This is a genomic window from Serratia nevei (genome assembly GCF_037948395.1).
In the GTDB taxonomy this organism is placed as follows: domain Bacteria; phylum Pseudomonadota; class Gammaproteobacteria; order Enterobacterales; family Enterobacteriaceae; genus Serratia; species Serratia nevei.
The window spans coordinates 4583913-4597856 of the sequence record NZ_CP149940.1 but is presented as its reverse complement, the minus strand read 5'-3'; the positions used below and the strand labels follow the sequence as shown (position 1 = coordinate 4597856).

Below are 13944 nucleotides of genomic sequence, written 5' to 3'. Positions count from 1 at the left end.
ATCCTGAATCAATAGAATTCGCCCCCTGTGAGCGTTAAGTGATAGGACAAGAAGTGTTCATGCCATATACAAAATGTGTTGCGCGTTTAGTGAACATCGACTCAATGCCAATGGGCTCTCAAAGAGGAGCGGCTACCCCGCGTAAGGCGATTGCGCTGATATAAAGGCCTGACTTGCTACTATGCCATCAATGGCAAGAAGGATGGGAAGATGCTGATGTTTCGGCTATGTACCGAACTAAGAGTGGGTCTAATAGAGCGATTATGAGGTTCTTAATCGATAGCCTAATTATCTTAGATGAGATAACTTCTCCTTAGGCGAGGCGAAAAAATTTTTTCTGGGTGTTAACAAACGACTCTATGTGCTGAAACTTGCAAAGTTAGATGATGGCAACCTTGTCATGTATAACGGCAGGATGCCAGAGAGGCTTTGTTCCGCGCCTAAAAAATAGGGTACGCATCCCATAATGTATCCACTATGGGATGGGGTTGATGGAACATAATTGAAGATTGCAAGGGCCTCTTAATGGGCCTCTTCTTGTTATGTCTCTTTGGTAATAAAAGCTTACTTGTCTATGGAGTATAGACCACTTCGCAAGGTGGGTTGCCTGTATTCTCCCGGCAAGAAAAAAGCATTCCTTCGGTAATCTGTTTGTTATCCTGCGTGATCCTCCCGTAGTAATAGACTTTTTTCCACATTATCTCGAGCGGCTGCTGCATCATTGGCGGCAAGGCGGCTAATTTTCTTTACACTGGCGCTGGCCACTGTGGCACGACTCAGCCGAGCGTGCAGGGCTGCGTGATTGGATATAAGTGCTTATTGGGGAAACAGCACGACCCGATGGAAGAGCTCGCCTCTCTCAATCAGCTTTGCAGAAATAGCTGATTGGGCCATTAGCGCCAAGAGTGATTCAACATCTCCAATGATGCGTAACTCTAAAGTATTGGTTAACTCACCATTATCGGAGAACGCTGCTCTTAACGTATTTTCTTCCGTGTAAAACTCATTGGGTGCAGAAGATGCAGAAAAGCGTTCATCTTTCCAGATGTGGCTGTCCATGATGAAGTTTTTCCAACCTTGCTCTCTCAGTTTCTCGGTAACATAGGTGAGTCGAAATAAGTCCGATTGGGTGATGAGGGGGTCAGTGCAGGATCGCCACAGGTATTGCAGTTTTTCACGCAGCTTGCTGGCGGGGCCTTTTCTCCGTCCCTGCTCAAGCAGGAGTGCAATATCAATGGCAACACATTTTGGAAACCGCTTTTGTTTTTGAGCCGTAGCCAACCAACGAACCAAAAACAGATGTTCAGTCAACGGCGTACTGGCAACGCCTTCCTGGCGAGCAATACCCAGCCCAACAAGAGCACAAAAGGCCAGATGGCTCAGTGCTGATAGTGTAATTTCGGGGGGATTGCTTTGCATAGCAGTCTGCATCTTCGTCCCTATGATTTCAGTCCCTCTGACATCCTTGCCAGCGTAATAGTGTTACCCGATGCTATCATGAATTCATAAGAAAATCTTACCAAAATGAGCGTTGTGACAACATGCCTGGTTTGTGCGAAATGCAGCGCCTCTATCGCAGACTCGGGCTCCTTACTGGAAGGCTACTCTTTGCTTGTCGGACACTCTCTCCAGGGCAAATGCTTTGGCCTGACGTTAAATGATATCGAACGGTTAAATATATATAGAGAGAGTTTATCTATAACCACTCAAATAATAATTATGATTAATATTATTTGAGTGGGTTGCTAATATGTCCATTCTGATTTATTTATTGTCCATTAAACGGGCCGCCTGTTTTATTAAAGGTAAATCTACCATCGAACCTCCGATCTGGAATGCATAACTCTCTCTGGACTGTTTTAACACTTCTTCAGCCCATTTAATTTGTTCCTCAGTAGGGCTAAATGCTTTGGCAACCACATCGACTTGATCCGGATGAATACATAATTTCGCACTGAATCCAAGAGATCGGGCATGGCAGCAATCCGTTAACAACGTTTCGGGCGTACAAAATTCGGGGGTGACGCAATCAATAGGGGGCGGTAGGTTGGCAAGCCGTGAAGCCACCACGATACGACTTCTCGCATAGAGAAGTGCCTCAGGTGTTTGCAGACAATTAATATCGTGTGAATAATCTAAAGAGCCGAACGCTAATCTGACCACACCGCTACAGGCTATACTCTCACAGTGATACAATCCTCGCGCCGTTTCTATGATGCCGATAAAGGGTAGCCTTGATATTCCGGCATTAAGCCTCGACTTCAAATGGTTTATCGTTTCACTGCATTCCAGTTTTGGCACCATCACACCCGTAATCAATGGCTTATTTAATGAATTGAGTAAACTGATGTCGTCATCAAATTCCTTGTCGTTTGGATGATTTATCCGGATATATATTCCGGTTTTAACGCTGCTCTTATTAATTTTATGTAGCCAACTCAGAACGTTATCACGCCCAAGGGGCTTTTCGTTCGGATGAACAGCATCTTCAAGATCAATAATGATCGCATCGGTACCACTGGCCAACGCCTTCGAAAACATTACCTCTTTATTAGCAGGGATAAACAAATAGCTAATCTCTATACTCATACCTTGTCCGCCTAAGTGATTGATATAAATTGATTCTCTCATCATGGATTACAGTTATGAGAATGATATTGATTATCATTTACATGAATTTATTTTGATGGTAGCGTAGTGACTGAAAGTTTTCAAGGAACCTGAGAGAGCAATGAAATATCACGTTGATCTTAAGGTTCTCAATTTACGCCTAATCGTTTCAACCCTCTTACTTTGGGAGAAAATATGATGGAGCTGGCAGAGGAGAATGGCTTTGCGAGACAGGCACTTTCAACACAACCTGATTTTTCGGCTCGTAACGCACTCTCTCGAATAATTCGTTGTCTTTTTTCGGAAAAACTACTTGATGAAAAGAAACTTGAGATTTTCGATGATAAAAGTAGGGTTAATTACCGCCTCTCTGATGGAGAATATACCCTTCGGCTAAATCTAACGGCGGTTTTTCCGGCGAATAGTGTTATTAATCGTGGTGATATTATCCTCGAGGCAGCCGACGGGAGCAAAACACCGATTCTGTCACATGAACAACTGATCGACGTCCTGAAAAATGAATTTAGTTTCAGCCCTTCGGCTGAGGGTATAGCTAAATTCAATAAAGATGTTGCTAACAGTATCCATAATGACCGGCTGGCCAGAGCGCATCGGTCAAAATGGCGGAATAGCATTACTAAAGACATGGAGAAAGAGGGGGAGTCTTATTTTGTTAAATGGATAAGACGCCATCACAGTTTGAGAGAGGGGGCGACTCTCCTGGACCAGTGGGGATCTCTGGAAGGCCACCCTTATTATCCTACCTGGAAGTCCCGGCCTGGATTAAACGATGAAGACATCGAGGCCCTGTCCGCCGAATTTGGAGCCCGAGTCATTCTTCGCATGGGAGCCATACAGGCCGACATGGTTTATTGCGAGAAGATGCCTCATGTTCAGGATACCCATCAATGGCTGTCATCGGCCTTTCCTGGCGTCTGGAGTGAATGGTGCGCCTGGCTCGAAAGTCAACATCACAACCCTCAAGAATGGCTGCCCATTCCCCTTCACCCCTGGCATCTTGAACATTGGGTCTTGGGTCATTTCTCCAAAGAAATAGACGAAGGCATTCTTTTGCCATTTGGTCCCGAAATTGAAACCGCACCCTCAATGTCGTTCAGAACTATGCTTCCGACGGCCCCGGCATTGCCTTTTATAAAATTGCCCGTTGCCATATGGATGACCAGTGAGATGCGTAGCCTCCAGGCTAAATCCATTCACATGGGGCCGCGTATTAGTACGATTATTGAGGATATCCTGGATGTGGAGCAGGGTTTTGACGGCAAACTCGACTTTTTCCGGGAAGATGCCGCATGGCACTTCCGTCATAAAGATCGTATGGATGACGCTGAGGGTAAGTTTCTCTCCGTCGTGTTTCGTAGTACGGATGCGTGGAAAAGAAACGATAATTCATTGGCTATCACGGTTGCATCGCTATTTACCGCCCTCCCGCATAAATCCGATCCCCTTATCAGTGAGCTGATTGCCTTGTCAGGATACACGCCTGAGACATGGTTTCGTCATTACACCCGGATCATACTGAAACCGGTCTTGGCTATGTATTTGATTTATGGCGTGGCGCTTGAAGCACACCAACAAAATACGCAGGTTTTATTTGATGATTCCGGCCGCGCTGTGGCCATGCTTATCCGTGACTTCGGCGATGGCCGCAGCTGGGCCCCGGCACTCCGTAAGCAAGGTTACGAACTCAAGCCTTATATCTGGCCTGGCATTTTACCCACGGTGTTTGAAGATGATATTGAACCCGTCAGAACCTTCGTCGTGGATGCTTGCCTTGTCAGTCATTTACATGAAATCGCCCTTTGCCTGACTCACTTCTATTGCATCCAAGATAACCGTATGTGGAAAGTTATTGGCGAAGAACTTGACCGTGTATTTAAAGAACTTCACCCAAGGCTAGATGACAGCTTCTGGCATCAGGAACGCGAGCATTTTATGAACCATCCCTGGTATACCCGCTCATTAATGAGCATGCATTTACAACAATATACTGATTATCGACTTCAGCACGGCCTTAATAATCCTTTAGCTGATTGATACGCCGGTAACTCTGGGACTCGAGATAATGGTTATGAATCGTAGAAAGAAGTTTCTGGTTTTGGCTGTTGTAGAAATTTTAATTCCTTATATTGCGAACGCGGAAGATACCGTTGTCGTTACCGCCGACAGTGCTGTTACACAAACTGAAGATGAACTATCCAAACAAGCCAACATTGGCTTATTAGGAAGTAAAGTCATTCATGATACGCCATTCAGTATCAAGGGATATACCTCGCGATACATTGAAGACAGGCAGGCTAAATCTCTCGGCGATGTTATAAAAAATGATTCATCCGTGCGGGTTACCTCTCCTTCAGGCGGGATCCTGGATTCTTTCATGATCCGTGGATTCCCTATTGGTGAAGGCAATACCGGTGAAGTGGCACTCAATGGTGTCTATGGTGTGGCACCAAATTATCAATTATTGCCGCAATATCTCGAACGAATAGAGTTACTGAAGGGGCCGGGCGCGGGGCTCTATGGGATGTCCCCGAATGGAGGGGTTGGCGGTGTCATCAACGCAGTGACTAAAAGGGCTACAGCTCAGGATATTAAACGACTCACCACCACCTGGGAGTCCAACAACCAACTCGGTGCATACGTCGATGTCGGTAAATTGTGGGTTACCCCGGACGGTGAGGTGTGGGGAATCCGTTTTAACGGTGGCGGTAGTGGTGGCGATTTGGCACTCGACAATGCCTATAAAAATACGGCATTAGGCGCGCTTGCTCTCGATTATGGGAACGGAGGGGTGAGGGCTTCCCTTGACCTGCTTGATCAATATCAGCGAGTCAAATCCCCAAATCGCCCCTTCACTGTCGCTGCAGGCATTGATGTTCCGGATGCTCCTGATGGTAAGACAAACATCGCACAAAAGGGGATGTGGTGGAAAATCCGGGATCAGGGGGCATTGCTACACACAGAATACGATATTAATGACAACGTGACCGTTTTTGCGAATGCAGGCGGTGGGCGCTCGATGGTTTCACGCATATCAGAGCAAACCCCTAATATTATTAACGACAAAGGGGATGTCGTCTCGACGATTACTAATTTCCGCTTTAAGGTGAATCGTTATACTTTAGAAGCTGGCGCAAGAAGTTATTTTTCAACCGGTTCCATTGATCATCAGGCGACGCTGCAGGTCAGTTATTACCATGATCGCCTCGCAATCGCCAGCACTTGGGGGCAAACGGTAGATTCCAATATTTATTCCCCGTCAGACGTTGATGTCACCCTGCCTTCTGCGCCAGCCAGAGTATCAAAAACCTCCTCCAGCCAGTTAAGTGGTCTCGCGCTTGCAGACACAATGACCGTACTGGATGGACGTGTTGACATCACGCCAGGCGTGCGTCTCCAAAGGGTTCGTGCCGATAACTTCGCCGCTAATGGCGATCGTTCATCCACCTATGATGACTCTGCCGTCACTCCGATGCTTGGCCTGGTTTACCGTCCCTGGAAACCCGTTTCGCTGTATGCCAACTACATTGAGGGGCTCAGCAAAGGTGATGTTGCCCCTGGTACGGCACAAAACGCAGGTCAGGTGATGCGTCCATACCGATCGCGTCAATACGAAGTGGGCATTAAATACGATGAGGCGGGAATCCAAAACAGTCTTGCTCTTTTCCAGATCACGAAGCCGAGTGGTGCAATCGACAGTAGCAATACATTCAATTCCAATAGCGAGCAGCGGAACCGAGGAATTGAACTGAATATCTCCCATAAACCTCTTGATAATTTGCGAATGTCAGGAAGCCTTTCCCTGATTGATGCTGAGCTCACCAAATCTCCCTCCACCGGCGTTCGTGGTAACAAACCCGTTGGCGTCTCCCCGGTACAAGCAAACGCGGGTGTGGAATATGACCTCCCTGTCCTACGGGGATTGTCCCTGAACAGTCATGTTAATTACAGCGGGAAGCAGTACGTCAATCAGGCGAATACGCAGTCTATCCGTTCTTGGACAACGGTAGATATGGGGGCTGCCTATAAAACGCGTGTGTACGGTACACCGGCAACTTTCCGCTTTGATGTTCAGAACGTGTTAGATCGCCATTATTGGGCTGGCGTGGCGTCATACAGCACCATTGCGCAGGGAGCGCCACGCACCTTCCTTGCATCGGTAACCATTGATTTCTGAGAGGATTTAATATGGCTTCGCTGTTAAATACCTATTGCCGGGAAACCACTTCATGGCGGGTAAGCCCTGCCAGAGAATTACCCCCCTATGTGGATCCTGTTATTGCCCGATGGTTAGAGACGTCCCCTGATACTCTTGTTCGCTTATCAGAAATTTACGGTTCTCCGCTCAATATTGTTTGGCCGCATACCGTGGAGAATAATTTCAATGCGATGGCTGCTATTACGGCGGGATTTGGTATTGAAGCGAAATTTTATTATGGCGTTAAAGTCAATAAATCACAGTCGTTATTACAGGCTGCCGTCGCTGCCGGAACAGGGGCTGATGTATCCAGCCTGCATGAGCTCAACGATGCTATCCGCGCTGGATGCAGAGGCACCGATTTGTGTGCCACCGGTCCTGCAAAAACAATACGTTTTTTGCAGGAGTTAATTCTGCAGGGGGCGCGGATTGTCGTGGATTCAGTCGAGGAAATGGACGATCTCATGGAAGTAGCTAAATGCTGGAAAAGCCCGACAGGCCGAATCAGTATACTACTGCGCCTTCGCCCCGCGTTCAGCCATACCAGCCGTTTTGGTATGTCATCCAGTGAAGTGAGTGCCGTGCTTCAGAAACTCGAGACCTGTAATCCATTAAAAATCGATGGCTTCCATTTCCATCTTAGTGGCTACTCGCCCGTATCCAGGGTTAACGCTTTTTTTGACACATTACCGTTGATTGCCTGCGCCCGTAGTCTTGGCCATTCCCCATGCATTATCGATATCGGGGGAGGGTTGCCCGTTCAGTATGTAGAGGGGAATTGCTATAAGGCATGGCTATCCTCACAGACGCAGGAAAATTATCGTACTCGACGGGTCCCGGATGCTTTCTATCCCTATGGTGGTGATATAAACGCTGAGCACTGGCTCACTCAGTTTCTTGGCGGCGCGGGCCCTGTGGGTAAAAGAGTCTGCGATGCATTAATCGATGAAGGATTAACGCTGTGTGTCGAGCCCGGAAGAAGTCTGGCCAACCAGAGCGCCATAAGTGTTTTTCGTGTATGTCGAGTCCGGCCTCACGGTGATTCCGGATACGTTATTTTTGTCGAGGGAAGTAGCTTCAGTGCATGCGAAACGTGGTTTAACTCTGAATTCTTAAGCGATCCGCTTCATATTCGTCAGAATTCTCATGAGCCATCTCCTGCTGCGAAAGCATGGATTGCGGGTCATAGTTGCCTTGACGAGGACGTTATAACTAACCGTCTGATTGCATTCAAGCACCTGCCTGAACCGGGCGACTTGCTGATATTTGCCAATACCGCTGGTTACCAAATGGATTTACTGGAAAACCAGTTCCACCGGCACCCGCTCCCCACAAGACTGACCGCTGTCATGAGCTCGCGCCAAAACCTCATTTTTACCGTTGACAATTAAGGAGTTGTAAAATGATCTTCAGAAAAGTAACTGATTTGATTGGCAATACTCCCGTCATTCAATTACCGCTGGCGCAATCTGACTCTCGTCTTTATATCAAAGTGGAGAAGAACAATCCTGGCGGGAGCATGAAAGATCGCATGGCCAGAAATATGATTGTTGCGGCGCTGAAATCAGGGCGGATCCAACCAGGTGGGACGATTGTTGAATCATCATCAGGAAATACGGGGATCGGCCTGGCCATTGCGGCTATCGAATTTGGGCTTAAATTTATTGCAGTGGTGGACCATCATGCCGCTCAGGATAAAATTACCATCATGCGAGCTCTGGGAGCAGATATTCGTTACGTTAAGGGTAATTATGGTGAAAATGAAGTCGCGGTTGTGGAACGACAGCGTATGGCGGCTGAAATTGCAGGTGAAATACCCGGCGCAGTTTTCATGAACCAATCAGATAATGCGGCCAATGCCGGTGGATATGCAGACCTGGTGCGTGAAATTATCTGCCAGATTGGCAAAGTCGACGCGTGGATTGGATGTGTTGGCACTGGCGGTTCGATGACAGGGATAGCGCATGGTCTCAAGGTTCATAATCCGGATACAGTTACGATCGCGGTAGAGCCAGAAGGCTCTATCGTATTTGGCAAGCCAGGAAAACCCTATTATCAATCAGGGACCGGCACACCGGAAGGAGACACCGTCGGATTAGTTCTGGATTACAGCTGCATTGATTATGGTGAACAGGTTTCCGACGTCTGCGCTTTTGAAACTGCACGCTATCTTGCGCGCCGTTTCGGGCTGCTTGTTGGCGGTTCTACCGGTGGTGCAATATATAAAGCGTTGGAATTTATCAATAATGGAACGATTCGGGGGAATGTGGCTCTCGTTATTGCAGATGGCGGTGAAAAATATCTAAATACGATCTTCAATGAGGAGTGGCTCAAAGAACGGGATCTTCTCTCCGAGCAAGTCTGGGAGAAACTTGATGGCTGGTTTGCACTCTCTTCTGTTCAGGAGGGAGAATAATGTTCTCAGGCGAGAAGTTAAGGGTAACAATATGTGGGGCCGGCCGTACGGGCCACCTTGCTGCCATTTTATTCAGTCAAAATCCCGCAGTTGCAGTAACTCTTTACACTAGCCGGCCAGAAACTGTCACCGCATATCAAGGCAGTGGCGCTCAGTTGCATGCGATCATGCCTGACGCAAATGTCATAAAAGCCTCTGCCGTCAGGATGACGGCGTCAGTCGATGAAGCCTGCGCCGCTGCAGATCTCATTATCATTACTGCCCCAAGCCATGTACGCGAAAGCGTGCTTCAAAGCATCGCGCCAGCGCTGCCCCGGCATAAGCAGGTCTTCGTCGGAGCCATTCCCGGTTTTGGCGGATTTGACTGGCTGGCAGAAAAAGCATTTGGAGGCTTATCGAATATTGTTATATGGGGCATGAAAGATGTCCCCCATATTGCGTTTGATCTTGTACCCGGAAAAAGTGTCAGGATAGGGGGGGAGAAATCACAGTTGTACGTGGCTGTTCATCGCCGGGAAACACCTGAGAATACCGATATTCTGCTTGATTATCTGAGGCAGCTTTATGAGGCTCCCGTCACTCTGCTGTCTAATTATCTGGAGATTACCCTTACACCAGGAAATCCAATCATGCACAGTTCCGTCATTTATGGCCTCATCGGCCCATGGGGGCAGTGGCACGGGCATGCTTTCAATCATATTCCGTGTTGGTGGAGTGATTGCCCTGAACTCGGTGCTTATTTCCTTGCTCGCTGTGATGAGGAAAATCAGGCCTTATGTAAAGCTGCCGAACTTTCACTGGGTATCGATCTCAGCTCTGTGCAGCCATTGCAGCAGGAAATAGTCGAGGCATACGGTGACTCAATTTCTGACCCCAGAACACTCCTCAGTATTTTACGAACGAATAAGGCCTATGAGGGGATCCCGCTGCCTCTGATCCGCGAAGGGCGATCCGACACTTTTATTTTTGACAAAAACCATCGGGTCTTTCGGGAAGATATTGGCTGCGGTTTAAGCCTGCTGGTTTTAATCGGCCAGAGGCTCAAGGTGCCAACACCATATATAGAAGAAATCTATTACTGGTGTTTCGAGTATATGGGAGGGAAGATTGCCCGCTCCCCGATCCCCGCCGATTGGCCAACGATAAGGAGGGAATGAGGATGCGCGTAACGGGCAGTGTGACTTTTATTGTCCAGTTTCTGTTTATCGTGCAACTGCTTTCGATGGGAGCGATGGAAATGAGCGGCCCTTTTTGGCCGCTTCATATCGAAAGCATGACGTCCACAGAACTACTGAGCATCGCTGGCACAGGGGTGTATATAGCACCGATGCTTGGCGTTATGCTAACCAGCACATTCTGGGGGCGGGTAGGCGACATAACGGGCAATAAAGTCATGATGATCCGCGCACTGATGGGCCTGGCATTAACGCAACTTGGGCTTGCTTTCGCCAATGACGTCTGGCTGGTGCTTATTTTACGTTTTTTACAGGGTACCTGTGCGGGTTATATTGCGCCGGCGCAGGCCTATGGTATTGCAATGGTGCCAGCGGCACAGCGTACGAGACTTTTTGCCTGGTTGCAGGTGTCGACCAACGCAGGCTCTTTGGCAGGGGCGATTATCGGGGGAGCCATTCTCGATCTACTGAGTTTCTTCTGGATAAACGTCAGCGCATTCATTATTTGTACGCTATGTGCACTGATTGTTCTTTTCATATTACCTGCTGATGCTCCTCATGGAGTCTCGTCTACTTCAGCTGTTCATTCAAAAGATAAGAAAAGGACTCCAACTGGAATCAACAATGGCGTCATTGTTGGCTTACTGACGGTTCTTGGCTTGTTATTAATGAGCCGCATGATTACGCAAACGCCTTTTTCTCTTTATGTCAGCACGGTGTTCAATGCCCCTAATTGGCTAACAGGATTAGCTTATGGATTACAGGCTACGGGAGTGATTGTATCAGCGTCTCTCTGGGCAAGATGGTTTGAAGCGCACGATATAGCCAGCACGCTCTACCGAATGGTGGGGATCATCATGGGATGTATCCTGGTAACACTGCTGCTGGCTACAGTAAGGGAAACCAGCTGGTTCATCGGGCTTTATTTTTTATGGGGAATTCTCCTTGGCGCAACCACGCCTGTGCTTACCGCATTAATTTCGCGCACAACAGCCGAAGGTATGCAAGGGTATATATTGGGGGTGGTCCAGAGCATCAGCCAGTTCGCCTCCATCATAGGTATTGCTTTGGGGGGCGTAGTCCTTCTCTGGCCGGGGTTGTCAGCGTTGTTTCTTTGCGTTGTGGTCATGTATTCCATGACTTTAATGATTACGTTAAAAATCAGCCGTTCTTCAAGGGAATTCAACAAGAAAATAGGTTATGAAAAATGATATTACGACTTGTGCTCTTTATTGTATTGTTAACCTCATCAGTTGCTCATGCTGAACAGACGGTGACGCCTGTAACCGATCTCCTTGGCCGAACCGTTAACATCAAATTACCGGTACAGCGTGTCATCCTTGGGGAAGGGCGCCAACTGTATCTGGTCGCAATGCTTGATAAAGAAAATCCTGCCAAGAGGATAGTGGCCTGGCGGAAAGATTTAATACAGTCAGATCCGGCAACATGGCAGCAGTACCGGCAACAGTTTCCACAACTGGAGAAAATCCCGACATTTGGAGGCAGCGAGCAAGGGACCTTCGATATCGAACAGGCTATTAATTTGAAACCTGACGTCATCATCATGAATATGGATGCGCGAAATGCCATTGTTGACTCAGGGTATGAAGCCGCACTTGCCAGTGCGGGTATCCCAATTGTCTATGTGGATTTTCGGTATGACCCTATTGCACATATTCCTCCTACAGTGAAACTATTTGGCGAGTTATTTGGTCAATCGGAACGCTCTGAAGCCTATTTAAAGTTTCGCGATAGTGAGTTACAACGCGTCATATCCAGGACTTTAAAATTACAGAAGCCATTGCCAAAGGTATTTTTAGAACGTCTTGGAGGTTATTCAGAAGAATGCTGTATGACCTTTGGAAAGGGGAGCTTTGGGCGTTTTGTTAAATTAGCCGGAGGAGACAATATCGCAGCCAATCTTGCTCCCGGTTCATTTTTTACGCTAAATCCTGAAAAGGTGATAGCTGCAAATCCTGATGTCGTCATACTCACCAGCGGGAATTTTCAGGCCTTCGTTCCTGGCGGAAGGTGGATCCCTCTCGGACCGGGCGTCAATATCGAGGAGTCCAGGCGTAAGCTGGCATGGTTCACCACCCGTCCAGCTTATGCAGATAGCACTGCCCGCCGTAATAGCGCATTTTTCGCCATCTGGCATCAGTTCTACAACAGCCCGTATGACGTTATTGCCATCCAGCAACTCGCCAGATGGATACATCCACAATTATTCGCGGACCTGGCCCCTGATGACACATTCCGTCGTATGCATCAGGAATTTCTTCCCGTTCCGTATCAATCCGGGTATATGGTAAGCCTGAAAAAAGAGGAGAATAACCATGACGTTAAGTCTGGCACAACTCCGCGCTGACACGCCAGGGACTGAGCATGTTATTCATTTTAACAATGCAGGAGCAAGCTTAATGCCTGTCCCGGTTATACAGGCTGTGCATGAACACTATTTAAAAGAAATTACCCTCGGTGGGTATGAAGCCGCAGAGAGTGAGCGCCAATGGCTTAGTGATATATATGGTTATCTGGCGAAAATGATCCAGGCAAAGCCTGCAGATATCGCGCTTGTGGAAAATGCTACCCGGGCCTGGGACATCGCATTCTACTCTCTTCCCTTGCGCCCTGGAGATATCATCCTGACTTCGACCACTGAATATGCAGGTAATTATATACCTTACCTGCAACGACAAAAACGTGATGGCATTCAGATCAACATTCTGGAAGCGGATGAGGAGGGGGCTGTTTGTCTGAAGCAATTACAACATGCCCTTGGCAACCCTCGGGTCAGATTAATCAGCCTCCCAATACTGGGAACTCATGGGGGACCAATACAGCCGGTAGAAAAAATGGGCGCCCTTGCTCGTGATGCTGGCGTGTGGTTTTTCCTTGATGCTTGCCAGGGTATTGGACATTTACAACTTGATGTCCAAAAAATTGGGTGCCACGTGTTAACAGCCTCAGGGCGTAAATACCTGCGAGCTCCACGCGGTACGGGTTTTTTATGGATGGACAGCACCCTGAGTTCGAATATTGAACCGGTGTGGCTTGATCACCATGCTGCAAGACTTATAGATGAGCAGAGTTATCATATTAGCGAGGGAGCCCGACGATTCGAATGCTGGGAGGCAAATATCGCTGACAGGCTTGGCCTGGGGGCTGCCGCGAAATATGCGCTTTCGTTAGGGCAAGATAAAGTAACGCAAAGAATTTTTAAGTTGGCTAAGCAACTTCGCTTAGGCCTGAAATGTATAACGCACGTTCAGTTACAGGATAAAGGAGATAATCTATCAGGAATAGTTACATTTACAGTTAAAAATAAAACAGCTGAATCTGTTAAGGAATACCTATCGGCTCAACCACGTCGAATTAATGTCTCATGTTCTCGATTTAGTTCGACATTCATTGACATGCGAAATCGTGGGCTGGAGTCAGTCGTTCGTGCATCCGTTCATGCGTATAACAGTGAAGATGAGATAGATATCTTACTTAATGCCCTTGAAAATTTCAGGTGAGGTGAA

The 13944-nt window shown here is 47.6% G+C and carries 10 protein-coding genes; 8 read left to right on the top strand and 2 right to left on the bottom strand.

Annotation, left to right across the window (positions count from 1 at the left end; translation table 11 throughout):
• Positions 1-816: 816 nt before the first annotated feature.
• The gene (locus tag V8N38_RS22030) at positions 817-1419 is read right to left on the bottom strand and encodes a DUF2913 family protein (RefSeq protein ID WP_158524203.1); all 603 of its coding nucleotides are present in this window, start codon (positions 1417-1419) and stop codon (positions 817-819) included.
• 345 nt (positions 1420-1764) lie between these two features.
• Positions 1765-2589, bottom strand: coding sequence for an HpcH/HpaI aldolase/citrate lyase family protein (locus V8N38_RS22025; protein WP_060423102.1), 825 nt, complete (start codon positions 2587-2589; stop codon positions 1765-1767).
• Positions 2590-2805: 216 nt separating this feature from the next.
• On the opposite strand from V8N38_RS22025, the gene V8N38_RS22020 reads away from it, so the two are divergent.
• The 8 genes from V8N38_RS22020 to V8N38_RS21985 are packed head-to-tail and all read left to right on the top strand — an operon-like array spanning position 2806 to position 13938.
• The gene (locus V8N38_RS22020) at positions 2806-4665 is read left to right on the top strand and encodes an IucA/IucC family protein (RefSeq protein ID WP_147840335.1); all 1860 of its coding nucleotides are present in this window, start codon (positions 2806-2808) and stop codon (positions 4663-4665) included.
• A gap of 34 nt (positions 4666-4699) precedes the next feature.
• Positions 4700-6805, top strand: coding sequence for a TonB-dependent receptor (locus V8N38_RS22015; RefSeq protein ID WP_060441067.1), 2106 nt, complete (start codon positions 4700-4702; stop codon positions 6803-6805).
• Between the two features lie 11 nt (positions 6806-6816).
• On the top strand, positions 6817-8217 hold the full coding sequence (locus V8N38_RS22010) for a Y4yA family PLP-dependent enzyme (RefSeq protein ID WP_060422618.1): 1401 nt from the start codon (positions 6817-6819) through the stop codon (positions 8215-8217).
• An 11-nt stretch (positions 8218-8228) separates the two neighbouring features.
• Positions 8229-9242, top strand: coding sequence for a PLP-dependent cysteine synthase family protein (locus V8N38_RS22005; protein WP_060422622.1), 1014 nt, complete (start codon positions 8229-8231; stop codon positions 9240-9242).
• Positions 9242-10399, top strand: a complete 1158-nt coding sequence (locus V8N38_RS22000) for an NAD/NADP-dependent octopine/nopaline dehydrogenase family protein (RefSeq protein ID WP_147840334.1) — start codon at positions 9242-9244, stop codon at positions 10397-10399. Before V8N38_RS22005 ends, V8N38_RS22000 begins: the two co-directional genes overlap by 1 nt.
• Before the next feature lie 2 nt (positions 10400-10401).
• Entirely contained in the window at positions 10402-11628 is a 1227-nt protein-coding gene (locus tag V8N38_RS21995; RefSeq protein WP_147840333.1) for an MFS transporter, read from the top strand.
• Positions 11625-12785: an ABC transporter substrate-binding protein gene (locus V8N38_RS21990; RefSeq protein WP_060422633.1), complete on the top strand. Its 1161-nt coding sequence runs from the start codon at positions 11625-11627 to the stop codon at positions 12783-12785. The genes V8N38_RS21995 and V8N38_RS21990 overlap by 4 nt, the downstream gene beginning before the upstream one ends.
• On the top strand, positions 12754-13938 hold the full coding sequence (locus tag V8N38_RS21985; protein WP_060441031.1) for an aminotransferase class V-fold PLP-dependent enzyme: 1185 nt from the start codon (positions 12754-12756) through the stop codon (positions 13936-13938). Before V8N38_RS21990 ends, V8N38_RS21985 begins: the two co-directional genes overlap by 32 nt.
• The last annotated feature ends 6 nt before the right edge of the window (positions 13939-13944 follow it).

Excerpts from the sequence above, each read along its gene's own strand:
- V8N38_RS22030 (WP_158524203.1), bottom strand. The coding sequence starts at position 1,419 with ATGCAAAGCAATCCCCCCGAAATTACACTATCAGCACTGAGCCATCTG.
- V8N38_RS22025 (WP_060423102.1), bottom strand. The coding sequence starts at position 2,589 with ATGAGTATAGAGATTAGCTATTTGTTTATCCCTGCTAATAAAGAGGTA.
- V8N38_RS22020 (WP_147840335.1), top strand. The coding sequence starts at position 2,806 with ATGATGGAGCTGGCAGAGGAGAATGGCTTTGCGAGACAGGCACTTTCA.
- V8N38_RS22015 (WP_060441067.1), top strand. The coding sequence starts at position 4,700 with ATGAATCGTAGAAAGAAGTTTCTGGTTTTGGCTGTTGTAGAAATTTTA.
- V8N38_RS22010 (WP_060422618.1), top strand. The coding sequence starts at position 6,817 with ATGGCTTCGCTGTTAAATACCTATTGCCGGGAAACCACTTCATGGCGG.
- V8N38_RS22005 (WP_060422622.1), top strand. The coding sequence starts at position 8,229 with ATGATCTTCAGAAAAGTAACTGATTTGATTGGCAATACTCCCGTCATT.
- V8N38_RS22000 (WP_147840334.1), top strand. The coding sequence starts at position 9,242 with ATGTTCTCAGGCGAGAAGTTAAGGGTAACAATATGTGGGGCCGGCCGT.
- V8N38_RS21995 (WP_147840333.1), top strand. The coding sequence starts at position 10,402 with ATGCGCGTAACGGGCAGTGTGACTTTTATTGTCCAGTTTCTGTTTATC.
- V8N38_RS21990 (WP_060422633.1), top strand. The coding sequence starts at position 11,625 with ATGATATTACGACTTGTGCTCTTTATTGTATTGTTAACCTCATCAGTT.
- V8N38_RS21985 (WP_060441031.1), top strand. The coding sequence starts at position 12,754 with ATGACGTTAAGTCTGGCACAACTCCGCGCTGACACGCCAGGGACTGAG.